This window comes from Acidovorax sp. FG48 (assembly GCF_057809085.1).
Window position 1 is genome coordinate 287,249 of sequence record NZ_JBMDJH010000001.1, and the last position, 23,338, is coordinate 310,586.

Below are 23,338 nucleotides of genomic sequence, written 5' to 3' on the forward strand. Positions count from 1 at the left end.
TGATCTCCTTGAAACGTGTGGTCAGTGACAGTGGCGGGTAGACGGTGGACAAGCGCAGACGCTGCACTACTTGTGGCTGCCGCCGGACGAATATCCGCCGTACGAGCCCCCCGAGCTGCGGTAGCTGGAGGACGAGGAACAGTTTTCGACCCGGGGATCGCAGCTGGAGCAGCGGCTCAGCAGGATGAGCAGGATCAGGATCACCACCGCGATGATGATGATGGTGCCGCAGCCCAGGCCGGATTTGGCCACGAATGGACCGGGGTCGTCGCGCTTCAGGACATCTTTCTTGTCATCCAGCTTGAACGCCTTGGCCACCGTGTCGCTGGACAGCTTGTCTCCCGCAGACCAGGTGATCTCGTTCGGGCTCTGCTCCATCGACAGCAGGCCCTTGCTGCTCGCAAAGTCGCGGTTGGTCGTCTTCTGCCCGCGTGTGACCTGCCAGTAGAACTCGCCCAGCACATAGGTGGTCTCGGCCTCGTAGGTGTACTTGAGGTCGTACTTGGTGCCCATGTACGTGGCGGAGCGGCCCGTGGCGGCCATCTGCGGCGCGCCGGTGGTGGGGCGCACCATGCTCCAGCCTTCTTCGGAATCGACCAGGAACGCAAAACCGCGCTTCTGGTTGTAGAGCAGGTATTCGCTCCAGCCAAAGTGCTCGTCATCGCCGGGCTCCACGCCCATGCGGTGCTGAAAGCCCACCACCTGCCAGTGCACGCCTTGCAGCTGGCCCTTGCTGCCCAGCGGGATGAGGGGCTGCACGGGTTCGTCCTGCTCGGCCGAGCGCAGCTCGCCGCCAACGCCGCTGTCCAGGCTGATGATGCTGGCGCAGGAGCCGCAGGTGATGCTCTTGGAGGTGGACAGCTGCACCTGCACCGGCGCACCGCAGTGCGGGCAATTGAACTGGCGGCCTTTTTCGTCCTTTGCCGATTCGTCCTTGAGACCTTGCAACTGCAGGTCTTCGAGCAGCACGGCCTTGCCGCGCTCTACATTGGGTGGCGTGTGGCCGTAGTCGATGCTGACCACTTCACCGTCGGCGCTCCTCAGCTCGACCATGCCAAAGGGCTGGCCCAGCGGCGGCAGCTTGGGCAGTTCACCCTGGGCCGAGATCAGCTGCGCCTGGCCGGTGTAGGCCACGCTGTAGGGCTTGCCGTTGATGGCCGTGGTGGTGCCGATGCGAAAGCGCTCGGGCGCAGGCATCTCGCGGCCTGGGTCGATGGGCCGGGTGAAGACGTAGGCACCGTTGTCCTCGCCCAGCGTGGCGAGCGTTCCGTCATTCAGAAAGGCCGCCCATTCGGTCCACACGCCCGCGTCGCCCTTGTACTGCAGGCGGCCGATGAGGGTGAAGGGAACGTCCTTGCCATCGAGCTGAATGCGCCCGCTGGCCATGAGCTGCAGCGGGCTGTGGTCCTCGAACAGCTCGGCCATCTTGCCCAGGCGCGTGAGCACGTCGCCACTGCGCACTACGGTGCTCTGGCAGTAGCCGCAGACGGCATGGGTGGACTGCGCGCTCTTGAACTCCACCGGCGCGCCACAGCCGGGGCAGGGCGCGCGGTAATAGCGCTGGGTGGGGTCGGTGGCCATCGTGTGGAGTGTTCTGCCCGCGCCGCACTAAACGGCTTTGAGGCCTTTTTGGCCTTTAGCGCCTATCCCTCCAGCGCAAGCAGCTATTTTTATGATAGCAATCGAACCAATCGGTCAGACGAGCTTCTTGAGCAGTTCGGCCTTCTTGGCGTCGAACTCTTCCTGCGTGAGGATGCCCTTGGACTTGAGCTCGCCCAGCTTCTCCAGCGTGGCCATCACGTCTTCGGGCTTGACGCCCACCGCAGCGGCCGCTGCTGCAGGCGCTGCCTGGGCTGCTGCGCCTCCGCCTTGCAGGCCCTGTTGCAGGTTCTGCGCGAGCACCTGCCCCAGCGCCACACCGGCGCCGAGGCCCATGGCGTCACCCGCCACGCCGCCGCCGTTGCTGGCGCCCTCGGCAAACTTGGGGATGGCCTGCGCCGTCTGGTACTGCATGAACTTCGCCATGTCGTTGCCAACCATGCCCATGCCGATCTTCTGGTCGAGGATCTTCTGCAGCTCTTCGGGCAGCGAGACGTTCTGCACCGTGAGGGACTCGATCAGGATGCCCAGCTTGGCAAAGATGGGCGCAAGTTCCTTGGTCAGCGCGTCGGCAAACATGACCTGGTTGGCCGCCAGGTCCAGAAACGGCAGGCCGCTACCGGCAATGGCGTTGCTGATGTTCTGCAATACCAGGCCACGCAATTGGCCTTCCAGGTCGGCCACGGGGTAGGACTCGCGCGTGCCCGAGATTTCGGTGTGGAACAGCTTGGGGTCGGCAATGCGGAAGGCGTAGTTGCCGAACGCGCGCAGGCGCACGGCACCGAAGTCCTTGTCGCGGATCGTGATGGGCTGGGGCGTGCCCCACTTCTGGTCGATCTGCTGGCGTGTGCTGAAGAAGTACACATCGCTCTTGAAGGGGGACTCAAAGAGCTTGTCCCAGTTCTTCAGGTACGTGAGCACCGGCAGCGTCTGCGTGGTGAGCTTGTAGGTGCCGGGGCCGAACACGTCGGCCACCTGGCCTTCGTTCACGAAGATGGCCATCTGCGACTCGCGCACCACCAGCGTGCCGCCGTTCTGGATTTCCATGTCGCGCATGGGGAAGCGCCAGGCCAGCGTGCCGTCCCCCTCTTCGGTCCACTGAATGATGTCAATGAACTGTTTCTTGATGAAGTCCATGAGGGCCATGTGTGCTCCCAAAGCAAAAGAGGGGGTTGAAAAGAGCGGCCATCATAGCAACGGGGGCTTTGGTCGCAGCGGCTTTTTTCAGTCCTCGAACGTGAACTAGTTCACGCGCAGAACCAGTCTGTTTGGGATAGACGCTGTGGCGCTTCGCAAGGCGTCATTGGATAGCGGCTATCTGCGCCTTAGCGATGATCAATTGGCTTTCGCTATTGCGAATCACTACCATTCAACCATCCCTGCTGCACTGCCGCAGTCTCTGTTGAACCGAAGAAGTAGGAGTCCGCCATGTCCCTCATCCGCCGCGCCGCACGCCAGAACCAAACCATGCTGATGAAGACCGGCAGCTACTACCTGATCCACATCTGCGTCGCCGCCCTGGTGGCCTATGCCGTCACCGGCAACCTGTGGGCCTCGCTCACCCTGAGCCTGCTGGAGCCCACGGTGCAGGCGGTGGCCTTCTTCTTCCATGAAAAGGCGTGGGACCGGGCGGGCCGGCGCGCTGTACGCCAAAGCGCTACGGCATCACCCAGCGGCAGTCCAGCCATCCAGGGCGCCTGAACAAACTCACGACAAGGAGCACCACCATGTACGCCATTCCACTGCGCAGCCGCACCGCCACGGGCCTGGCCTTTCAGCGCTGGCTGGTCCAGCGCCTGGCGGGGCTGGCGCATACCAATTGATAAGCGTGATAACGGGCAGTCCTCTGTGCCTTCGCCAGAAACGAACATGCCCCGGCCAGCGGGGCATGGGGCGGGAATACAAACGGGCGCGGAATGGGCAGGGCTCAGGCCTTCACATCCAGCAAGGAGCCCATCATTTCGTCCTGCGTCTTGATGGTCTGCAGATTCGCCTTGAACGCGTAGGTGGCCGACATCTGCTCCACCGCCTCTTGCTCCAGCGCCACGCCCTTGGCGTCCTGTTCGCGCTGCACGGTGGCGCGCACACCAGCGCTTTCGGCCGCTTCTTCTTGTGCAACCACCTCGCGGCGGTAGCCGGGGGTGTTCATGTTGGCCACGTTGTTGGCCGACGCGTCCAGCCGCAACTGGGCGGCCTGAAGGCCTGAACTGCCGATGGAGGAAATACTGGCCATGGGCGCTGCTCCCGATGTCACACAATGTTGCAAAGAAGGCGAATTGTCCGCCTCGCCGCATTCGCTGGCAAGCCACAGCCCCGCAATGCCCCTGTCAGCGACCGGGGCGGTGCGCGTCTTCCAGGCATTGCGCAAACGCCTGGGCCGCGCGGGCGGGCGCGGGCGAGCGGCGCATCAGGCTCACAAACTGGCAGTGGTAGTGGAACAGCGACGGATTCACGGCCTGCATGCGGCCCTGGCGCTCGAAGGCCTCGGCATAGTGGTCGGGCAAGAACCCCAGAAAGCGGCCCGACAGGATCAGCGTGGCAATGGACTCCTGGTCAAAACCCGTGGCCGCGCGCTGCAGCCGGGCCTGGTGGCTCAGCTCCATGTTGGGCGAGTGGTAGCCCAGCCCAGCGAACTGGTAGCCCCGCACCGCGTGCCAGTCGGCCGGAGGCGATGACGCCCCAAACAGCGGGTGGCCCGCACCGCAGTACAGCAGCATGGTCTCGCCAAACAGGTCGGCGTACGCCAGGCTTTGCGAGCTGCGGTGCGCAGGGATGATGCCCACCTGGTAACTGCCGTCGATCACGCCACGCTCGATGGCATTGATGGAGCCCACATGCAGCTGCAGCTGCACATCGGGCGCCTGGGCGGTGAAAGCGGCTATCGCCTCGCCAATGCGGGCGGCCGGGTTGCTGGCGGTTTTGTCGAACACCGCCACGGCCAGCTGCCCGCCCATGCGCGAATGGATGTCGTCCACGCTGTCGCGAAAGCTGCGCACCGAGGCCAGCAGGCGCAGGGTTTCGTCATACACCCGCTGCCCCTCGGCCGTCAGCGCAAACCCCGCCCGCCCCCGCCGGCACAGCGTGAGGCCCAGGCGGGCCTCCAGGTCTTTGATATGGCGGCTGACGGTGCTGGTGCCGATGTTCAGCTCCAGCTCGGCGGCCGACATGCCGCCGCACTCCACCACGCTCTTGAAGACCTGCAAAAGGCGCAGGTCCATGTCGCTGAGCTGGCCCAGCACGGCGCGGTGTTTTCCAGGTCCGGCAGGCGCGGAGATGGGTGGGGGTGGAGCGGGGTCTTTTACTTGCATAAATCGTCAAGTAAACATTGATATTGGATTATTTGAGAGATTAACAGGCAGCGCAACAATGCCCTACGTCAAGCCCCAGCCAGCTGGGGTTGCCTGCATTTTTTTGCCGCCTTTGCACTGGAGAACCCCATGAGCTTCGTCAACATCGAAAAACCCGCCGCCGGTGCCGAAGGCCCCCGCATGGACGCCGAATGGCTGGACGCGCACTGGATGCCCTACACCGGCAACCGCCAGTTCAAGGCCAACCCGCGCATGATCGTGGAGGGCAGCGGTGCCTACTACACCGACTCCGAAGGCCGCAAAATTTTTGACGGCCTCTCGGGCCTGTGGTGCGCGGGCCTGGGCCATGGCCGCCGCGAGATCGCCGAGGCCATCGGCAAGCAGGCCATGAAGCTCGATTACGCGCCCGCCTTCCAGTTTGGCCACCCGCTGTCGTTCGAGCTGGCCAACCGCGTCAAAGAGCTGACGCCCGCAGGGCTGGACTACGTGTTCTTCACCGGCTCAGGCTCCGAGTCGGCCGACACGTCTCTGAAGATGGCCCGCGCCTACTGGCGCGCCAAGGGCCAGGGCACCAAGACGCGCCTGATCGGCCGCGAAAAGGGCTACCACGGCGTGAACTTTGGCGGCATCTCGGTGGGCGGCATCGTGGCCAACCGCAAGCTGTTTGGCCAGGGCGTGGAGGCCGACCACCTGCCCCACACCCAGCCACCTGCGGGCTCGTTCCACAAGGGCATGCCGCCCACGGGCAAAGAGCTGGCCGACCGCTTGCTGGAAGTGATTGCGCTGCACGATGCATCGAACATCGCCGCCGTGATCGTCGAGCCCTTCTCTGGCTCGGCCGGTGTGGTGATCCCGCCCGTGGGCTACCTGCAACGCCTGCGCGAGATCTGCACACAAAACAACATCTTGCTGATTTTTGACGAGGTGATCAGCGGTTTTGGCCGCAGCGGCGCCTGGACGGGTGCCGAGGCCTTTGGCGTGACGCCCGACATCCTGAACTTTGCGAAGCAGGTCACCAACGGCGCGCAGCCGCTGGGCGGCGTGGTGGCCACCAAGGAAATTTACGACACCTTCATGGTCGCAGGCGGGCCGGAGTACATGCTCGAATTCCCGCACGGCTACACCTACTCGGCCCACCCCGTGGCCTGCGCAGCGGGCATTGCGGCGCTCGACATCCTGCAAAAGGAAGACATGATCGGCCGCGTGAAGGCGCTGGCCCCGTACTTTGAGCAGGCGGTGCACAGCCTCAAGGGCGCCAAGCATGTGGCCGACATCCGCAACTTTGGCCTGGCTGCAGGCTTCACGATTGCCGCTGTGCCCGGCGAGCCCGCCAAGCGCCCGTATGAAATTGCGATGAACTGCTGGAAGAAGGGCTTTTACGTACGCTACGGTGGCGACACCATCCAGCTGGCACCGCCCTTCATCAGCACCCAGGCCGAGATTGACCGCCTGATCAGCGCCCTGGGCGACGCCCTGCAAGAAACGGCTTGAGGCACAAGCCCGACCGGCCCATGCGCATTTCCATCCTCACCTTCGACGCCTTCAACGACCTCGACTCGCTCGTGGCGTTTGGCATGCTCAGCCGCATCGCGCTGCTGGGCGACACGGACTGGCAGGTGCGCATTGCGAGCCCCACGCCGCGCGTCACGTCCATGAACGGCCTCACCATCGACGCACATGAAGACCTGAGCCAGTTGGCCCAGGCCGATGCGGTGCTGGTGGGCAGCGGCATGAAGACGCGCGAGGTGGCGAACACCCCGGCGCTGATGGAGCAGCTGCGTGCGCTGAACCCTGACCGCCAATTGCTGGCGGCGCAGTGCTCGGGCACTTTTTTGCTCAGCCGCCTGGGGCTGCTAAGCGGCACGCCCGCCTGCACGGACCTGACCAGCAAGCCCTGGGTGGTGGAGTCCGGCGTGGACGTGGTTCCGCGCGCCTTCACGGCCCGTCGCAACGTGGCCACGGCGGGTGGGTGCCTGGCGTCGCAGTACCTGGTGGCGTGGCTGCTGGCACGCCTCAAGGGGCTGGACGCCGCGCGCGAGGTGCTGCACTACTTTGCCCCGGTGGGCGAGAAGCAGGAGTTCATCGACCGCGCCTTGGGGCATGTGCTGCCCGCGCTGGAGCCCCAGGCTGCTGCGGCTTGAATACTATAAATTTGATAGCTATCAGCGCATGTGTCACTAGCGCTTGTGGCACTTTTTACTTGAAATCACCATGAACCACGACAAAAACGTCACCACCACCATCGGCCACCTGATCGACGGCCAGATCGTCGCCGACACCGCCCGTACGCAGCCCGTGTTTGACCCCGCCACCGGCCTGTCCACCACCAGCGTGGCCCTGGCAAGCCAGGCCACGGTCGAGGCGGCCATTGCCTCGGCCGAGGCCGCGTTTCCGGCCTGGCGCAACACGCCGCCGCTCAAGCGTGCGCGCGTGATGAGCAAGCTGAAAGTCCTGCTGGAAGAAAACGCCGACAAGATCGCCGCCCTGATCACCGCCGAACACGGCAAGGTGCTGGCCGACGCGCACGGCGAGCTGCAGCGCGGCATTGAGAACGTGGAATACGCGAGCTACGCGCCCGAACTGCTCAAGGGCGAGCACAGCCGCAACGTGGGTCCCAGCATTGACTCATGGAGTGAGTTCCAAGCGCTGGGCGTCACCGCTGGCATCACGCCCTTCAACTTTCCGGCCATGGTGCCGCTGTGGATGTGGCCTATGGCCGTGGCCTGCGGCAACACCTTTGTGCTCAAGCCTTCGGAGCGCGATCCCTCCTCCACGCTGTTCATTGCCCAGCTCGCGTTGGAAGCGGGCTTGCCGCCCGGCGTTCTGAACGTGGTCAACGGCGACAAGCTGGCTGTAGACACGCTGCTGCGCGACCCCCGCGTCAAGGCCGTGAGCTTTGTGGGCTCCACCCCCATTGCCGAATACATCTACGCCGAAGGCTGCAAACACGGCAAGCGCGTGCAGGCCCTGGGCGGTGCCAAGAACCACGCCGTGCTGATGCCTGACGCCGACGTAGGCAACGCCGTGAGCGCGCTGATGGGCGCGGCCTACGGCTCGTGTGGCGAGCGCTGCATGGCCATCCCTCTGCTGGTCGCCGTGGGCGACGAAGTGGGTGACGCCGTGATCGCGGGCCTCAAGACCGAGATCGCCAAGATGAAGGTCGGCCCCGGCACCGACAACAGCAACGACATGGGCCCGCTGGTCACCAAGCCCCACTTCGAGAAGGTGAAGGCCTACGTGGACAGCGGCGTGGCCGAAGGCGCAACACTGGTGGTGGACGGCCGTGGCGTGAAGGTGGCGGGCCATGAGGAAGGCTACTTCCTGGGCGCCTGCCTGTTCGACAACGTCAAGCCCGGCATGAAGATCTACCAGGAAGAAATCTTCGGCCCCGTGCTCGGCGTGGTGCGTGTGAAGACGCTGCAGGAAGCCATGCAGCTCATCAACGACCACGAGTACGGCAACGGCACCTGCATCTTCACCCGCGACGGCGAGGCCGCCCGCTACTTCACCGACCACATCCAGGTCGGCATGGTGGGCGTGAACGTGCCCCTGCCCGTGCCGGTGGCCTACCACTCGTTCGGCGGCTGGAAGCGCAGCCTGTTCGGCGACCTGCACGCCTACGGTCCCGACGCCGTGCGCTTCTACACCAAGCGCAAGACCATTACGCAGCGCTGGCCCTCGGCGGGCGTGCGTGAGGGGGCGGTGTTCAGCTTTCCGAGTAGCCGCTGAAGCATCCGTCGGCGTCTACGCTTCAACGACAAAGGCCCCATGCGGGGCCTTTTTCGTTCCATGCCTCGCCAGAGCGTTGGAAGTCAAGCCATCCCAACGAGCACGGCTGGCGCGGCATGCACCCTTTTGACGCCAGAAGGGTGCATGAAGCGACCCGTTTCGGGCAAGCACGGTGTTCCTCCTCAAAAAGCAAAACACCTCATAGCTTATGTGCATGGATATGGGGGTCTCAAAACCCTGTCCACACGACACAATGAATGGGCAAACAGCCCGCAGGTAAGCAGATTCGCTTACTAGGGTTTTTACGCACATCCCCCTACAATCGCAGACCCTTACAAAGCTGACAGCCTGCTGCAGACCCGCTGGAGTACGGTTTTGGCCCCTCACCCCTGAGTTGGAGACACTGAATGCCCGAGAACACCACGGCCCAGAACAACAACAACGATTCCGACAAGCGTGCCCAGTTGCGCCGTGCCGCTCTCGAGTACCACGAGTTTCCCAAGCCGGGTAAGTTGGCTATTGCCGCGACCAAACAGATGATCAACCAGCACGATCTCGCGCTGGCCTACTCGCCCGGCGTGGCTGCCCCTTGCGAAGAGATCGTCAAGGACCCTGCCAACGCCTTCCGCTACACCTCGCGTGGCAATCTGGTCGCCGTGATTTCCAACGGCACCGCCGTGCTGGGCCTGGGCGACATTGGCGCGCTGGCCTCCAAGCCGGTGATGGAAGGCAAGGCCGTCCTGTTCAAGAAGTTCGCAGGTGTCGATGTGTTCGACATCGAGATCGACGAAAAGGACCCCGCCAAACTGGTGGAGGTGATCGCAGCGCTGGAGCCCACCTTTGGCGCCGTCAACCTCGAAGACATCAAGGCCCCCGATTGCTTCTACGTGGAACGCGAGCTGCGCAAGCGCATGAAGATCCCGGTCTTCCACGACGACCAGCACGGCACAGCGATCACGGTGGCGGCTGCCATCGTGAATGCGCTGAAGGTGGCAGGCAAGAAGATTGAAGACGTGAAGCTGGTCACCAGCGGCGCGGGCGCTGCGGCCTTGGCCTGCCTGAACCTGCTGCTCAAGGTGGGCGTGCAGCGCAAGAACGTGTTCGTCACCGACCTGGCCGGTGTGGTCTATGAAGGCCGCGAAGAACTGATGGACGACGACAAGCGCCAGTTCATGCAGAAGACCGACGCGCGCAAGCTGGCCGAGGTGATGGTGGGCGCCGACGTGTTCCTGGGCCTGTCGGCCGGCAACGTGCTCAAGCCCGAAATGGTGGCCACCATGGCCGAGCGCCCAGTGATCTTCGCCCTGGCGAACCCCAACCCCGAGATCACGCCCGAGCTGGCGCACAGCGTGCGCAACGACATCATCATGGCCACGGGCCGGTCGGACTATCCGAACCAGGTGAACAACGTCTTGTGCTTTCCGTACATCTTCCGTGGGGCATTGGACTGCGGCGCCACCACCATCACCGATGAGATGGAAATTGCGGCCGTGCACGCGATTGCCGAGCTGGCCCAGGCCGAGCAAAGCGAGGTGGTGGCAGCCGCCTACGTGGGCGAGAAGCTGACCTTCGGCCCCGAATACCTGATCCCCAAGCCGTTCGACCCACGGCTGATGATGAAGATCGCGCCCGCAGTGGCCCAGGCCGCCATGGACAGCGGCGTGGCGCAGCGACCCATCGCCGACATGGACGCTTACCGCGACCGTCTGCAGACCTTTGTGTATGCCTCGGGCACGACGATGAAGCCCATCTTCGACGCGGCCCGCAATGCTGCCAAGAAGCGTGTGGCCTATGCCGAGGGCGAAGAAGAACGTGTGCTGCGCGCTGCACAGATCGTGGTGGACGAGAAGGTTGCCCGCCCCACGCTGATCGGCCGCCCCGCCATCATCGCCCAGCGCATCGAAAAGTTTGGCCTGCGCCTGAAGGAAGGCGTGGACTACGACGTGGTCAACACCGACTTCGACCACCGCTACCGCGACTTCTGGCAGACCTACCACCGCATGACCGAGCGCAAGGGCATCACCCAGCAGGTTGCCAAGATCGAGATGCGCCGCCGCCTCACGCTCATCGGTTCGATGATGCTGCACAAGGGCGAAGTGGACGGCCTGATCTGCGGTACTTGGGGCACCACCGCCAACCACCTGATGTACATCGACCAGGTCATCGGTAAGCACGCGGGCGGCGCCGACAGCACCGCACAGGACGTGCCGGTGTACGCCTGCATGAACGGCCTGATGCTGCCCGGCCGCCAGGTGTTCCTGGTGGACACGCACGTCAACTACGACCCCACGCCGCAGGAGCTGGCCGAGATCACCGCCCTGGCCGCCGAGGAAATGATGCGCTTTGGCATCAAGCCCAAGGCCGCGCTGCTGTCGCACTCCAACTTCGGCACCAGCAACAGCCCCAGCGCGGTAAAGATGCGCCAGACCCTGGAGCTGCTGCGCCAGCAGGCGCCCTGGCTGGAAGTGGACGGCGAAATGCATGGCGACGTGGCGCTGGACGGCAAGGCCCGTTCGGCACTCATGCCCAGCAGCGAGCTGACTGGCGACGCCAACCTGCTGGTGTTCCCCAACATCGACGCCGCCAACATTGCCTACAACCTGCTCAAGACGGCGGCGGGTGGCGGCATCGCCATCGGCCCCGTGCTGCTGGGGGCGGCCAAGCCGGTTCATATCCTGACACCGAGCGCCACCGTGCGCCGTATCGTGAACATGACAGCCCTTACCGTGGCCGATGCCAACGTGGCGAGATAAGCCAATGTCCGGTAGCAAGTGCTAACTTAAAACCCTTGCAAAGCCCTTCAGCGTCTGCCCAATCTTTGTGCAGACGCTTGCTTTTTGGGGACCGTTGAGCGACACTAGCGGCTCGAAATTTCGGGTTAACCCGTAGTTTCTGAAAGGTTCGTTGATGCTGAAGGCTGTAGCCACCCGGGCGCGCAAGGCAGGGTTATTGTGTGTTTTGGGTGTCGCTTTCGTGCTGTCTCCGGTCGCGGGACATGCCCGGAAATCCCCGTCCGAAAGCGGGTCCACCACCCCCATCGCACTGGCCGAGTTGCCGCCCCAAGGGCGGACAACGTATGCGCTGATCCGTGAGGGCGGACCCTTTCCGTACGACAAGGACGGATCGGTTTTTGGCAATCGCGAACGGCTGTTGCCCGCCCAAAAGCGGGGCTACTACCGTGAATACACCGTCAGAACACCAGGATCGCGCGACCGGGGAGCCCGGCGCATCGTGTGTGGCGGCAAGCCCCGGACACCGGACGCCTGCTACTACACCAGCGACCACTACGCCAGTTTTCGCGAGATCGTCGAGTAACCCCCTGCGGTGTGCGCCAGCCAGCCCATCCCTGAAAACGTACGCCGCGCCCCATTGAATTCCCCATTCACAGGCCGCATCCTGCAGCCTGTGAGATGCCAGAAGTTTGTGGACTTTATAAAGAAAGAGTAGCGGAGATGCAGACGCCACTTCGTAAAGACCTGGAAACGCCACTGCGTGGCGTGCGCACCAACATCGTGCAGTCCATTCGCGCCTTCCGCGTGCAGGACCTGCAGGATGCAGCCACCTCCATGGGTCACCATTTCTTGTACGCCAATCTGGCCCACGCACAGTCCAAGCAGGATGTGCTCGACCTGATTGCCGCCCAATTCACGTTCCCATCGCACTTCGGCAAGAACTTCGATGCGTTGTACGACTGCATGACAGACCCTTTGCACAAATCGGGCCCGCAGCCTGGTTTCATTGTGGTGCTGGAGCAGATTCCTGCCACGGGCAAGTTCGACAAGGAAGCGCGCGAGCAGCTGCTCGACATCTTCCGTGACGCGGCCGACTACTGGGGTGATCGCAAGATCCCCTTCCGGTGTTTCTATTCTTTTCTGTAGCCCGTTCTGCATCCACCAGCCAAGCAGAACGGGCGAACGAGGCTAGCGACACCCAGGCCGTCGAAGGCATCGAGATCAACGGCGAACCCGCTGAAAAGATGCCCACGGACAAACTTGTGGACGTATCGCCCATGGCGCTGCGCATGAGCAGCCCTTTCAACGCCGGGTATTGGCTCAGCGCCGCATAACTCGGTACATCCCCTTGAGCGGCTACGCCGCTTCCCCCTTCTCTCGGCTTCGCCGGGAAGGGGGACGACACCAGCGTGGCGGGGCGGCCCTTGCGCGGTGTCTCTGGTCTGGGCAGCGACAGTTGCCATGGCTATTACGAGGTCCAGCGTTGTAGCTGCAGGCACGGCATTGGTTGAAGTGCGCCTGCTAGCTCAGTGCCACCCAACGCACCTTGCTGGATAGAAAAGCTGCCTAGAGCACATCGAACAAGCGCTGTCAGCTATTAATTCAAGAGCAGTTCTGTGCCAGTGCCACGTACTCGGCCACGGGCACTTCCTCGGCGCGGCGCTGGGTGTCGAATTCACCAGCAAACTGGCGGGCTTCGAGCCAGCGGCCCAGCGTGTGGCGCAGCAGCTTGCGGCGCTGGCTGAAAGCCACTTGGACCAGCTCCTCCAGCAGCGGTACCGATAACGGCGCAGGTTCGGCATGGGGCACCATGCGCACGACGGCGCTGTCCACGCGGGGCGGGGGGTCGAAGCTCTCGGGCGGCACGAACAGCACGTTTTCCATGGCGTAGCGCCACTGCAGCATGACCGACAGGCGCCCGTAGTCGCCCGTGGCGGGGCTGGCCACCATGCGGTCGATCACTTCCTTTTGCAGCATGAAGTGCTGGTCTTCGATGACCTGCACATGGTCCAGCAGATGGAAAAGGATGGGGGTGGAGATGTTGTAGGGCAAGTTGCCCACCACCCGCAGCCGCAATCCCGGCTGCCCGGCCTTGTCGCGCAGAGTCTGCGCGAGCGCCGTGAAGTCCACCTTCAGCACGTCGGACTCGATCACATCGAGCTGCCCATGCAGACGCAGGCGCAGGGCCAGGTCGCGGTCCAGTTCGATGACGGTAAGGCGCCCCAAGCGCTCCACCAGGGGCTGCGTCAGCGCGGCCAGGCCGGGCCCGATCTCGACCATGGGCTGGCCGGGCAACGGCGCAATGGCCTGCACGATGCCGTCGATGATGCCCTGGTCGGACAAGAAATGTTGTCCGAAGCGCTTGCGGGGAATGTGTTTCAACGCGACCTTATCTGTTGTGGTGTCTGGGACTGCTGGGAGCTAGGGCCTGCACTCATTGGGGTGGCTCGCGGTACTCGACATACGCGCGCCCGCGCAGCTCTTGCGCCCAGGTGGCATAGGCCTCGTCGAGTTTCTTCTCGCGCACCACGTTGCGTGCCATGTCGCGCTGCTCGCGCTGGGTGAGCTTGGCCTCGCGGCGCTCCAGCAGCTGGATCAGGTGCACGCCAAAACGCGAGACCACAGGTTCGCTGATGTCGCCGGGCTTGAGGGCGTCCAGCGCCTGCTCGAACTCGGGCACATACCGGCCGGGGTTGGCCCAGCCCAGATCTCCGCCCTCCTTGGAGCTGCCATCCTGCGAATGCTCGCGTGCCAAGGCTGCAAAGTCGGCCTGCCCGGCCAGCACGCGACGGCGGTAGTCGGCCAGACGCGCGGCGGCGGCGGCCTCGGACAACTGGGGGCCCGTGCGCAGAAGGATATGGCGCGCGTGGTTTTGCACCACCGTGGTCGGCATCCCGGCCGTCACACGTTCCACCACCTTGAGCACGTGAAAGCCCGCCGGCGAGCGCACCGGGCCCACGATGGAGCCCACCGGCAGGCCGAGGGTGGAGTTCACAAACAGTTCCGGATAACGGTCTGCAGGCCGCAAGCCCAGCAACCCGCCAGCCCGCTGGCCTTCGGGCGCATCGGAGAACTCGCGGGCCACCGCTGCAAAGTCTTCGCCCGCACGCACCTTGTCGGCCGCGCGCTGTGCGCGTGCCTGCCGTTCGGCCACTTGCGCGGGGGTGGCGTTTTCAGGCACCACCACCAGCACATGGCCGAGGTTGATCTCCATGACGGTGATGTCCGTGCCTTTTTGCTCTTCGCGCAGGAACTGGTCCACGTCCAGGTCGCTCACCTTCACGCGTGCTTCGACTTCGCGTTCACGCAGACGCTGCTGCAGCAGCTGGTTGCGCAACTCTTCGCGAAAACGGTCCTTGCTCATGCCGTCGCGGGCCAGGCGCGCATACAGCTCGTCCACTGTCATGTCGTTCTGGCGGGCCACACCCTGCTCGGCCTGCGACACGGCGTAGTCATCGACCTTGATGCCCGATTCGCGCGCCTGCTGCAGCTGCACCTTTTCCAGAATGATGCGTTCGAGAACCTCACGCGCCAGTGCATCGCGCGGTGGCATGGCACCGCCCTGCTTGGCGATCTGCGCCTCGGCACGTGCCAGGCGCGAGCGCACCTCGTAGTTGGTCACGGGCTCGGAGTTGACCACCGCCACGATGAAATCGGCCGAGCGCGGAGCGGTGCTGGCGGAGGGCGCAGGCAAGGTGATGGAGGGCACGGCCGCAGGGCGCGCGGTCAGCGACGACGGCGAGGAGGACAACCCGGTCTTGCCCGAAGACGAGGCCCCCGAAGGACGCAGGCCCTGGGCCGCAGCGCCTTGCGCCACGAGGGATGCCAACGCGGCCGTCAAGGCCAGTGCGAGTACACGGTGATTCATGGTCTAGTCGTAGTTGCTGAAGCGGCTGGGCGTGGATACCTGCTCGCGCAGGTTCTGGTAACGCGGCACATTTTGCTTGAAGGAGTCGAGCGGGCTGGAACCCAGGCTCAGGCGGGAGAAGCCCACGAATTCGATCTGGAACAGCAGGCGCGTGTTGGAGCTGGTCACGCTGCTTTGCAGGCGCTCCAGCACCACACGGCCGATCCAGCAGCAGCTGTCGTACTCGAAGCCCACCACGGTGTCCACCAGCTTGCGGTCCTTCATGCTGTAGTTCAGACGGCCCACGCTGTACCAGCGCCCGCCGCCCTGGCCACGGCCGGGGCCCAGGTCCTTGCCCTTGTCGCCCCACAGGTCGTTCAGCGGCCACTGCCAGCCGATGTCGATCTGCTCGCTGGTGCCACGCTGCAGGCGGTAGGCCGCGCTCACAGTGCGGTAGTTGCTGGGGCTGTAGCGCGCGCCGATGGTGGAGCGGATGGACTGCCCGGTCTTGGGGTTGTACTGCACGGTGGAGTCAAAGCCCCACTGGGGTGTCCAGTTGATGCCCGCGCCCAGCAGCAGGTCCGACAGGCGCTCGCTCACCGGCGTGCCGCCTGGCAAGGTCACCTTCTGGTCCGAGAACCGCACCCGCTGCGCAATGCCGAAGCGCGCGGCCTGGGCACCGGTGTCGGGGTCCAGCAGGCGGGTGGTCACGCCCAGGGTCAGCAGGTTGTTGTCGGCCAGCCGGTCGTTGCCGCCAAACGCGTTCTCGGTGTAGATGGTTGCAAAGTTGAAGTCATTGGCCGCCGTGTCGTACACCGGCAGCATGCTCTGGTCGCGGTAGGGCGTGTAGGTGTAGAACGCCCGGGGCTCCAGCGTCTGCAGGAAGGCCCGGCCGAAGTAGGCGGTGTCGCGCTCGAACACCAGGCCGCTGTCCAGGCTGAAGGTGGGCAGTGTGCGGCTGGCCGAGCGCTGGCCGTTGGAGAGGGCCGAATCAAACTGGTACTGCGTGGCATGCAGCTGCAGGCGCGGGGTGATGAAGCCGCCCGGCGACAGGAAGGGGCGGCTGATCTGCGCCATGGCGTAGCTGCGGTCGGCGTTGGGCTGGCCGGTGAGCGCGCGGGCTGCTTCGAAGCGCGTGGTGTCCAGCTCGACGCTGGCGTCGAATCCGCCGCCCAGCTGCGAGGGGTTGTAGCGCCATTGCACCTGCGGCATGCGGTCATACGGCGGCACGATGGGCGAGGTGACATCCTGCAGCGTCTGCCATTTGAGGGTGCGCACCGTGGCCGACATGTCGTTGCGGCCCCAGGACAGGATGGCATCGTTGGGCAACAGGCGCTGGCGCAGCTGCTCGGTGGCGCGGCTGAAGTCGCGCCAGTAGTTATCGTCGCTAACCCGGTTGAGGTTTAGGTTCAGCCCCAGCCCACCGATGGCCGTATCGAACGCGCCCTCGTGCTTGCCGCTGAAGCTCCAGCGCACCCGGTCGCGCAGGCGGTCGGTGGGCATCACATCGGCGCTGATCTGACCCTTGTAGGTCGGCTCCAGGTAGCGGAACTCGCCGCCCACATTGGCCCCCCGCTTGGTCATGAGCGCAGCACGCAAGGTGGCATCGCGGTTGGGGGCGATGTTCCAGTAGTACGGCTGCATGTAGGTCACGCCATCGCGGCTGTCGAGCCCGATGGTGGGTGGCAGCAGGCCGGACTTGCGCTTTTCCGACAGCGGGAAGGTGATGTACGGAATGGGCAGCACCGAGATGCCCTTGAACTCCAGCACCGCGTCTTCGGCCGTGCCGACCTCTTCCTCGTTGTCGATGCGGATGGTGGCGGCGCGCAGCACCCAGTCGGGCTGCCAGCTTTCTTCGTTACCACGCTCGCAGGTGGTGTAGGTACCGTTGTGCACCACGGCGCGGTAGCGGTCCACAAAGTCCACCCGCGTCGCGTCTCCATGCGCCTGCGTGGCCAGGAAGCGGTAGCGCGCGTCGCTGAAGAAGCCCTCGAAGGCCTCCACCCGCAGCTCCAGCGCCGTGCCTTCGTAGACGTTGCCGGCGCGGTTGATGCGCACCTTGCCGTTGGCCTTGGCCAGGTCCTCGGGCACGTTGTAGTCCAGCCGGTCCGCGCGGATGACCGTGTCGCCACGGCGCAGTTCAGCATTGCCTTCGATCAGTGCGTTCAGGTCGGTCTGGCCGCTGATGTGATCGCCCTTCACAAACACGGGCAATTGCGAGCGTACGGCGTCGGGAATCTTTTCCTGCAGCAGCGGGGAGGACCGCAGCGCCGGAGGCGCATCCCAGGCGCTGGGCGCGGCGGCGTCCTGGGCCAGGGCCGCCAGAGGCAGGCCACACCAGGCCAGCGCAACGCCCAAGGCCAGCACGCGGGGCACGGGGGGCCGCAGCCGTGCAGACTTCGCCGTGGCGGGCCGGGCGCGAAGGGAGGTGAGGTTCTGCACGGTGGGTGGCTGGCAGCGTGGCACGTGGGGTGATGGGGCGGTAGCGGACAAAGGGACCGGCCCTGGCCAGCGCGCACGGCGCCAGCCACGACCGGTTTGTAAAATCGGATTATCCATGAGCCACCCCATCCCCCCATCGCCCGCTGGCCAGCCCCTGGGCGCCACCGTGGCCGCACCTGCTGCGCCCGCCGCCTCCACCCCCGTCAGCTGGCCTGATGCCGCCCGCCGTGCGGCCTTTGACGCCTGGCTGGCCCCCTTGGTGGGACCGCACCAGTTGCTGCCCGCCACGCTGCGCCCCGCGTCGGCCGATGCCAGCTTCCGCCGCTATCTGCGCATTGACACGGCCACAGGCGCCAGCCGCATCGTGATGGATGCACCGCCCGACAAGGAGAACTGCAAGCCCTTTGTGCAAGTGCAGGGCCTGATGGCCGCCGCCGGGCTGAACGTGCCGCAGATCCTGGCTTTTGATGAGCCCAAAGGTTTCATGCTGCTGTCCGACCTGGGCCACCAGACCGTGATCGAGCGGCTGAACCCCGAAAAACCCCAGGACGCCTACGCCTGGTACCAGCAGGCCACCGATGTGCTGCTGCAGTGGCAAAAGGCTTCCACCCCCGGCGTGCTGCCCGCCTACGACGAGCCTCTGCTGCGCCGCGAGCTGGCGCTGTTCCCCGACTGGTACCTGGCCAAACACCGCGCCATTGCCCTGGACGACAAGCAGCAGGCCACGCTGCAAAGCGCCTTTGACGCCATCGTGGCGCACAACCTGGCCGCCCCCAGCGTCTATGTGCACCGCGACTTCATGACCCGCAATCTGATGGCGCCGGTGGAAGCAGGTGCACCCCTGGGCGTGCTGGACTTCCAGGACGCGGTCTACGGCCCCATCACTTACGACATCGCCAGCCTGCTGCGCGATGCCTTCATCAGCTGGGAAGAAGAATTCGTCATCGACATTACCGTGCGTTACTGGGAGAAGGCGCGCAAGGCCGGGCTGCTGGGCGCCAACAGCGCCAGCGGCTGGGGCGATGACTTTGGCGAGTTCTACCGCGCGGTGGAATGGATGGGCCTGCAGCGGCACCTCAAGGTCGCGGGCATTTTTGCGCGGCTGACGCTGCGCGACGGCAAGCCCAAGTACCTGGCCGATGCGCCCCGGTTCATCGCGTACATCCGCGCCACAGCCAACCGCTACCGCCAGCTGGGGCCGCTGCTCAAGATGCTGGACCAGATCGAAGGCACCGAACCCGTGGTGGGCTTTGCGTACGGCCGCATGTAGCCACAGCGCCCTGCATTCACGGCACGCCCCAAAGAATCAAGCAAAAACCGGCTCAAGCGCAGACAAATCATGCGCTAGTAGCTATTACAAAGATAGCAAATGCCCCGTTTCCATTGCCCGGCTCCCCTGGCCACCGGCGCCGAGCTGGACCTGCCCCCGGGCGCCGCACGCCATGTGCAGGTGCTGCGCCTGCAGCCCGGTGACGGCATCACCCTGTTCCACGGCGGCCAGGGCGCGGGCGACCCCGGTGTCGAGTTCGACGCCACCGTCGTCAAGATGGGCCGCAGCGATGTGCGCGTGCTCGTGGGCGCACACCACGCCATCGAGCGCGAGGCGCCCCGCGCCGTGCACCTGCTGGCCGGCATCACCGCCAACGAGCGCATGGACTGGCTGGTCGAAAAAGCCACCGAACTCGGCGTGGCCAGCATCACCCCGCTGGTGGCCGAGCGCAGCGTGCTCAAGCTCAAGGGCGAGCGCGCCGACAAGAAAATCGCCCACTGGCAGGCCGTGGCCGTGGCCGCCTGCGAACAATGCGGCCGCAACCGTGTGCCCGTGGTGCACCCGGCCATCGATCTGGTGGGCTGGCTGCGCACACCCGGACAGGGGATGACCTCCACCGATGGGCACGCTGCGCAAGACACGCCGCAGCGCCTGCTGCTGTCGCTGCGACCCGGTACCGTGCCGCTGCGCGAAGCTACGGGCAGCGAGGCTGGGCAACGCCCCGTGCTGTTCCTCTCCGGCCCCGAGGGTGGCCTGAGCCCTGCGGAAGAAGACCTGGCGGTGCAACACGGCTTTGCTCCGGTCACGCTGGGCCCCCGCGTGCTGCGTGCCGAGACAGCCCCGCTGGCCGCCCTGGCAGCGCTCACGCTGTAGCGCGGCACCCGCGCCGCAGACCGGACTCGCCACGCGGGCTGCACACCCGGACGAAGCCCGGTCAAGGCCCGGCGAGAGCCTGGGGGGCTATACGCCCGGCGTTACCTCACCGTAAAATCGCCGACTGGTCGGTAACACCCAATCCCCCGGGTCCTGGCCACCCCGCCCGCGCTCCGCGCGGCCCTCCCTCCTGGCCGGAGCCCCCCACCTTGCGCCCACCCGCCCGCTGGCAGCGCCTCAAGGATGTGATCCTCTCCACCGACCCTCGGCGGCGCACGCTGGTGGGCATGGCCTTGCTGGCGCTCACGCTGATGGCAGGCAGCGCCGGCGTGATGCTGCTGGTGGCGCATTCCAGCACCTCCGTGGACCAGACCGCCGTGCAATGGTGGGCCGCCCTGTCGGTGGGCGGACTGGTGGTCATGACGGCCTTCATCCGCTCGGGCGAAACCGCCCGCCTGCGCGACCCTTCGCTCACCATTCCGCAAATGGTCTGGACCATCACCAGCGGTGCGGTGGCCTATGTGCTGGCGGGCGATGCACGCGGGCTGGTGCCCAGCGTGCTGGCGATGATCCTGTTCTTCGGCACCTTCGGCCTCACGGTGGCTGAGGTGATCGGCATTGGCGTGTATGCGCTGCTGGCCTTTGCCAGCGCCATCGGCGTCAGCTCCCGCTTCAATGCCAATGCCTCGGGCTACCTGGACACCGCCTACGCGCTGATGGTGCTCATCGTGCTCAGCGGCTGCATTGCGCTGAACTTGCGCATCCAGCGCATCCGCGCCAAGCTGCAGCAGCAGCGCGAGGCACTGGCCCAGGCGCTCGAAGTCAACCGCGAACTGGCCACCCGCGACGACCTGACGGGCCTCATCAACCGCCGCGCCATGCTCGACCTGATGGCGCTGGAGCACCGCCGCAGCCTGCGCAGTGGCCGCCCGCTGCTGCTGGCGCAGCTGGACATCGACCACTTCAAGCCCATCAACGACCAGCACGGCCACGCCGCCGGAGACCGCGCGCTGCAGGCCTTTGCGGGCACGGTGCGCGCCAGCGTGCGCGACACCGACGTGCTGGCCCGCTGGGGTGGCGAGGAATTTGTGCTGATGCTCACCGACACCTCGGCAGACCATGCGCGCGAGTTGCTCGAACGCATCCGCCAGGCCGTGCAGGCGCTGGAAATTGCCCACAGCGCTGGCTCGCTGCACCTCACGGTGTCCATCGGCCTGGCGCAGCACCTGCCCGGAGACACCGTGGAGCACACGCTGGAACGCGCCGACCAGGCGCTGTACCACGCCAAGGCCCTGGGCCGCAACCGTGTGGTGGTGGCGCCTGCCGCCCACCGTACCGTGGCGGCAGGGTCTAACGCACGGGCTTGATCGTGCCGCAGTCGGCGGCGAGCCACTTGCCGTTTTGCACCATGTCGATCTGCTCGGGCTTGCCGTTCGACGTGGTCTTGACCTTGAAATTGCCCGTGTAGGCCGTGGGGCCCTGGAAGGTCATCGTTCCTTCGCCCGTGGTGGGCGGCTGCCCCTGGGCGCCCTTGCAGCTGAACGTCATGGCCACCGCGTTGGGGCCCGTGCGTTGCACGTTCTGCGTGCAGCCCTCCTGCGCCGGAATGCGGTCCAGGTCGGCCTGCTCGGGGCTGATGCAGACCTTCACGGTGTTGCCGCTGGGGCCCATGCTCACGCCCTGCTGGGCCATGGCTTGCTCCATCTGCTTGCGCTGCGCGGGCGTCAGGCTGGCCATGGACTTCTGCATCTGCGCCATTGCGGCCTCCAGCTGGCCGCTCTGGCTTTTCATGGTCACGCTGTTCTCCCACAGGCCGGGCCGCAGCTTCTGCGTCTGGGCATGGGCCGTGGCCCATAGCCCGGGGCCAAGCACGGTGGCGGAGAGGACAACGGCGAGAGCGCGGTGGGTGGGGGTGTGCATGGTGGTCAGGCCTCGGTGCCAGCGGCGGAGCCAGCAGTATCGACACACCGGCCGTTGCTGCCAAGTACCCCGTGGAAGGCGGACTGTGGGAAGTAGCGACTGCGGCCCGCGCGCAGGGGGCACACGGTCTCCCTGGGTCTCCACCCTCAGGCGCTCAGGTGCGGCGGCGCGCGCAGCTGCTCGGGGGTGGTGAAGTAGGCTGCCGATGCCCCCAGGCCCGCGCGCGCCTGCGCCAGCTCGTGCCGCGCCACGGTGCGCAGGTGCACCTCGTCGGGTCCGTCCATCAGCCGCAGCGCGCGGCCCCAGGTCCAGAGGGCGGCCAGCGGCGTGTCGGGCGACAGGCCCATGGCACCAAAGATCTGCATGGCCCGGTCCACCACCCGCTGCTGCAGGCGCGCGGCCACCACCTTGATGGCGGCGACCTGGGCGCGCACCTGCCGCGCATTGGCAGCGTCACCTTGGTCCAGCAGCCACGCAGCGTGCAGCACCAGTAGGCGCGCCTGGTCGATCTCGATGCGCGACTCAGCCAGCCACTCCTGCACATTGGCCTGCTCGGCCAGCGGCTTGCCAAAGGCGGTGCGCTCCAGCGCGCGTTCGGTGGCCAGTTGCAGCGCCAGTTCGCACTGGCCGATGGTGCGCATGCAGTGGTGCACACGGCCGGGCCCCAGGCGCGCCTGCGCCATCGCAAAACCCGCGCCCCAGTCGCCCAGCAGGTGGTCGGCAGGCACGCGCACGCTGCGCAGCAAAATCTCGCAATGCCCCTCCGGCGCGTGGTGGTGCAGCACGGAGATGTTGCGCACGATCTGCACACCCGGTGTGTTCACCGGCACCAGCACCATGCTGTGGCGGTGGTGGCCGTCTTCACTATCGGCATCCGCGTTGCGGCACAGCACGATGAGCAACTGGCACTGCGGGTGCGCCGCACCGGTGATGAACCACTTGCGGCCGCTGAGCACCAGGCCATCGCCCTCGCGCCGCACCGTGGTCTGCAGGTTGGTGGGGTCGGACGAGGCCACATCGGGCTCGCTCATCGCAAAGGCCGATCGCATCTGGCCGTGCAGCAGCGGCACCAGCCAGCGCGTGCGCTGCGCGGGCGTGGCAAAGCGGTGCAGCAGCTCGATGTTGCCGGTGTCTGGCGCCTGGCAGTTGAACACCTCGGCCGCCCAGGGCAGGCGGCCCATGGCCTCGGCCAGCGGCGCGTAGTCCAGGTTGGACAGGCGCGTGCCCGGCTCGTCGTCGCGCAGCGTGGGCAGGAACAGGTTCCACAAACCCTCCTCACGCGCCAGCGCCTTGAGGTCTTCAACAAACGGCGGCGGGTAGTCGCCCGCCGCCACGGCCGCGTGCCAGGCGGCGTTGTAGGGCAGCAGGTAGCGGTCCATGAAAGCCAGCAGGCGATCACGCAGTGCAAGGGCCAGGGGGGAGAGTGCGAAGTCCATGCGGCCATTGTGAAAACCGCGCCAGCACACGTCACAACGCAGGCGACAACGGGCTTGACGCACATCACGGCCTGCATGGGAGCCTTCGGTGACGGCATCCCATTTGCTACGCTATTGATAGCTAGTCAGGCATATTGCACTAGCGCTACCAACCCGTTTTACTTGAAACATGGCCTGACACC

20 protein-coding genes are annotated in these 23,338 nt (G+C 65.6%); 11 read left to right on the forward strand and 9 right to left on the reverse strand.

All coding sequences use genetic code 11. From position 1 onward, the window contains the following. Positions 1-66: 66 nt before the first annotated feature. Complete coding sequence (locus ACODSU_RS01335) at positions 67-1,581, reverse strand: DUF4178 domain-containing protein (RefSeq protein WP_121941414.1); 1,515 nt, start codon at positions 1,579-1,581, stop codon at positions 67-69. Between the two features lie 114 nt (positions 1,582-1,695). Then, positions 1,696-2,745: an SPFH domain-containing protein gene (locus ACODSU_RS01340; protein ID WP_015016357.1), complete on the reverse strand. Its 1,050-nt coding sequence runs from the start codon at positions 2,743-2,745 to the stop codon at positions 1,696-1,698. 282 nt (positions 2,746-3,027) lie between these two features. Between ACODSU_RS01340 and ACODSU_RS01345 the strand changes: the two genes are divergently transcribed. Beyond that, on the forward strand, positions 3,028-3,300 hold the full coding sequence (locus tag ACODSU_RS01345) for a DUF2061 domain-containing protein (protein WP_488839485.1): 273 nt from the start codon (positions 3,028-3,030) through the stop codon (positions 3,298-3,300). Between the two features lie 226 nt (positions 3,301-3,526). Here the strand turns inward: ACODSU_RS01345 and ACODSU_RS01350 are convergent, their stop codons facing one another. Together ACODSU_RS01350 and ACODSU_RS01355 are read right to left on the reverse strand one after the other, a co-directional pair. Continuing rightward, positions 3,527-3,832, reverse strand: coding sequence for a flagellar basal body protein (locus tag ACODSU_RS01350; RefSeq protein WP_209816765.1), 306 nt, complete (start codon positions 3,830-3,832; stop codon positions 3,527-3,529). A gap of 94 nt (positions 3,833-3,926) precedes the next feature. Further along, positions 3,927-4,907 carry a LysR family transcriptional regulator gene (locus ACODSU_RS01355; RefSeq protein ID WP_083871641.1) on the reverse strand — a complete coding sequence of 327 codons (981 nt, stop codon included), beginning with the start codon at positions 4,905-4,907 and terminating at the stop codon, positions 3,927-3,929. A gap of 129 nt (positions 4,908-5,036) precedes the next feature. Between ACODSU_RS01355 and aptA the strand changes: the two genes are divergently transcribed. From aptA to ACODSU_RS01390, 7 genes are all read left to right on the forward strand, one after another. Then, a complete protein-coding gene (gene aptA, locus ACODSU_RS01360; RefSeq protein ID WP_488839488.1) occupies positions 5,037-6,398 on the forward strand; it encodes an omega-aminotransferase AptA in 1,362 nt (453 codons plus the stop codon). Positions 6,399-6,418: 20 nt separating this feature from the next. Next, positions 6,419-7,048 carry a DJ-1/PfpI family protein gene (locus tag ACODSU_RS01365; protein WP_488839490.1) on the forward strand — a complete coding sequence of 210 codons (630 nt, stop codon included), beginning with the start codon at positions 6,419-6,421 and terminating at the stop codon, positions 7,046-7,048. A 70-nt stretch (positions 7,049-7,118) separates the two neighbouring features. Next, complete coding sequence (locus tag ACODSU_RS01370; RefSeq protein ID WP_488839492.1) at positions 7,119-8,636, forward strand: CoA-acylating methylmalonate-semialdehyde dehydrogenase; 1,518 nt, start codon at positions 7,119-7,121, stop codon at positions 8,634-8,636. A gap of 407 nt (positions 8,637-9,043) precedes the next feature. Then, positions 9,044-11,389 (forward strand): NADP-dependent malic enzyme, encoded by a 2,346-nt coding sequence (locus tag ACODSU_RS01375; RefSeq protein ID WP_015016364.1) that lies wholly within the window; start codon positions 9,044-9,046, stop codon positions 11,387-11,389. A 154-nt stretch (positions 11,390-11,543) separates the two neighbouring features. Next, complete coding sequence (locus ACODSU_RS01380; protein WP_015016365.1) at positions 11,544-11,951, forward strand: guanyl-specific ribonuclease; 408 nt, start codon at positions 11,544-11,546, stop codon at positions 11,949-11,951. Between the two features lie 137 nt (positions 11,952-12,088). Next, positions 12,089-12,514: a barstar family protein gene (locus tag ACODSU_RS01385; RefSeq protein ID WP_015016366.1), complete on the forward strand. Its 426-nt coding sequence runs from the start codon at positions 12,089-12,091 to the stop codon at positions 12,512-12,514. Next, positions 12,493-12,702, forward strand: a complete 210-nt coding sequence (locus ACODSU_RS01390) for a hypothetical protein (protein WP_015016367.1) — start codon at positions 12,493-12,495, stop codon at positions 12,700-12,702. The genes ACODSU_RS01385 and ACODSU_RS01390 overlap by 22 nt, the downstream gene beginning before the upstream one ends. 268 nt (positions 12,703-12,970) lie before the next feature. Here the strand turns inward: ACODSU_RS01390 and rsmA are convergent, their stop codons facing one another. From rsmA to ACODSU_RS01405, 3 genes are read right to left on the reverse strand one after another with little or no spacing between them, the layout of a single operon-like run. Then, positions 12,971-13,750, reverse strand: coding sequence for a 16S rRNA (adenine(1518)-N(6)/adenine(1519)-N(6))-dimethyltransferase RsmA (gene rsmA, locus ACODSU_RS01395; RefSeq protein ID WP_488839494.1), 780 nt, complete (start codon positions 13,748-13,750; stop codon positions 12,971-12,973). 52 nt (positions 13,751-13,802) lie between these two features. After that, a complete protein-coding gene (locus ACODSU_RS01400; protein WP_488839496.1) occupies positions 13,803-15,236 on the reverse strand; it encodes a peptidylprolyl isomerase in 1,434 nt (477 codons plus the stop codon). 3 nt (positions 15,237-15,239) lie between these two features. Beyond that, positions 15,240-17,657 (reverse strand): LPS-assembly protein LptD, encoded by a 2,418-nt coding sequence (locus ACODSU_RS01405; protein WP_488839498.1) that lies wholly within the window; start codon positions 17,655-17,657, stop codon positions 15,240-15,242. 115 nt (positions 17,658-17,772) lie between these two features. Between ACODSU_RS01405 and ACODSU_RS01410 the strand changes: the two genes are divergently transcribed. The 3 genes from ACODSU_RS01410 to ACODSU_RS01420 all read left to right on the forward strand — a co-directional run bounded on the left by ACODSU_RS01410 (position 17,773) and on the right by ACODSU_RS01420 (position 21,167). Next, positions 17,773-18,927, forward strand: coding sequence for an aminoglycoside phosphotransferase family protein (locus tag ACODSU_RS01410; protein WP_488839500.1), 1,155 nt, complete (start codon positions 17,773-17,775; stop codon positions 18,925-18,927). Between the two features lie 99 nt (positions 18,928-19,026). After that, positions 19,027-19,800 (forward strand): 16S rRNA (uracil(1498)-N(3))-methyltransferase, encoded by a 774-nt coding sequence (locus tag ACODSU_RS01415; RefSeq protein WP_488839502.1) that lies wholly within the window; start codon positions 19,027-19,029, stop codon positions 19,798-19,800. Between the two features lie 209 nt (positions 19,801-20,009). Continuing rightward, positions 20,010-21,167, forward strand: coding sequence for a GGDEF domain-containing protein (locus ACODSU_RS01420; protein ID WP_488839504.1), 1,158 nt, complete (start codon positions 20,010-20,012; stop codon positions 21,165-21,167). Here ACODSU_RS01420 and ACODSU_RS01425 read toward each other — a convergent pair. Beyond that, positions 21,151-21,720 carry a DUF3617 domain-containing protein gene (locus ACODSU_RS01425; RefSeq protein ID WP_488839506.1) on the reverse strand — a complete coding sequence of 190 codons (570 nt, stop codon included), beginning with the start codon at positions 21,718-21,720 and terminating at the stop codon, positions 21,151-21,153. The two genes, ACODSU_RS01420 and ACODSU_RS01425, sit on opposite strands and share 17 nt — an antisense overlap. Before the next feature lie 146 nt (positions 21,721-21,866). Then, a complete protein-coding gene (locus ACODSU_RS01430) occupies positions 21,867-23,156 on the reverse strand; it encodes an acyl-CoA dehydrogenase family protein (RefSeq protein ID WP_488839508.1) in 1,290 nt (429 codons plus the stop codon). Between the last annotated feature and the right edge of the window lie 182 nt (positions 23,157-23,338).

Coding starts and splice junctions, on each gene's coding strand:
- ACODSU_RS01335 (WP_121941414.1), bottom strand. CDS start 1,581: ATGGCCACCGACCCCACCCAGCGCTATTACCGCGCGCCCTGCCCCGGC.
- ACODSU_RS01340 (WP_015016357.1), bottom strand. CDS start 2,745: ATGGCCCTCATGGACTTCATCAAGAAACAGTTCATTGACATCATTCAG.
- ACODSU_RS01345 (WP_488839485.1), top strand. CDS start 3,028: ATGTCCCTCATCCGCCGCGCCGCACGCCAGAACCAAACCATGCTGATG.
- ACODSU_RS01350 (WP_209816765.1), bottom strand. CDS start 3,832: ATGGCCAGTATTTCCTCCATCGGCAGTTCAGGCCTTCAGGCCGCCCAG.
- ACODSU_RS01355 (WP_083871641.1), bottom strand. CDS start 4,907: ATGCAAGTAAAAGACCCCGCTCCACCCCCACCCATCTCCGCGCCTGCC.
- aptA (WP_488839488.1), top strand. CDS start 5,037: ATGAGCTTCGTCAACATCGAAAAACCCGCCGCCGGTGCCGAAGGCCCC.
- ACODSU_RS01365 (WP_488839490.1), top strand. CDS start 6,419: ATGCGCATTTCCATCCTCACCTTCGACGCCTTCAACGACCTCGACTCG.
- ACODSU_RS01370 (WP_488839492.1), top strand. CDS start 7,119: ATGAACCACGACAAAAACGTCACCACCACCATCGGCCACCTGATCGAC.
- ACODSU_RS01375 (WP_015016364.1), top strand. CDS start 9,044: ATGCCCGAGAACACCACGGCCCAGAACAACAACAACGATTCCGACAAG.
- ACODSU_RS01380 (WP_015016365.1), top strand. CDS start 11,544: ATGCTGAAGGCTGTAGCCACCCGGGCGCGCAAGGCAGGGTTATTGTGT.
- ACODSU_RS01385 (WP_015016366.1), top strand. CDS start 12,089: ATGCAGACGCCACTTCGTAAAGACCTGGAAACGCCACTGCGTGGCGTG.
- ACODSU_RS01400 (WP_488839496.1), bottom strand. CDS start 15,236: ATGAATCACCGTGTACTCGCACTGGCCTTGACGGCCGCGTTGGCATCC.
- ACODSU_RS01410 (WP_488839500.1), top strand. CDS start 17,773: ATGAGCCACCCCATCCCCCCATCGCCCGCTGGCCAGCCCCTGGGCGCC.
- ACODSU_RS01415 (WP_488839502.1), top strand. CDS start 19,027: ATGCCCCGTTTCCATTGCCCGGCTCCCCTGGCCACCGGCGCCGAGCTG.
- ACODSU_RS01425 (WP_488839506.1), bottom strand. CDS start 21,720: ATGCACACCCCCACCCACCGCGCTCTCGCCGTTGTCCTCTCCGCCACC.
- ACODSU_RS01430 (WP_488839508.1), bottom strand. CDS start 23,156: ATGGACTTCGCACTCTCCCCCCTGGCCCTTGCACTGCGTGATCGCCTG.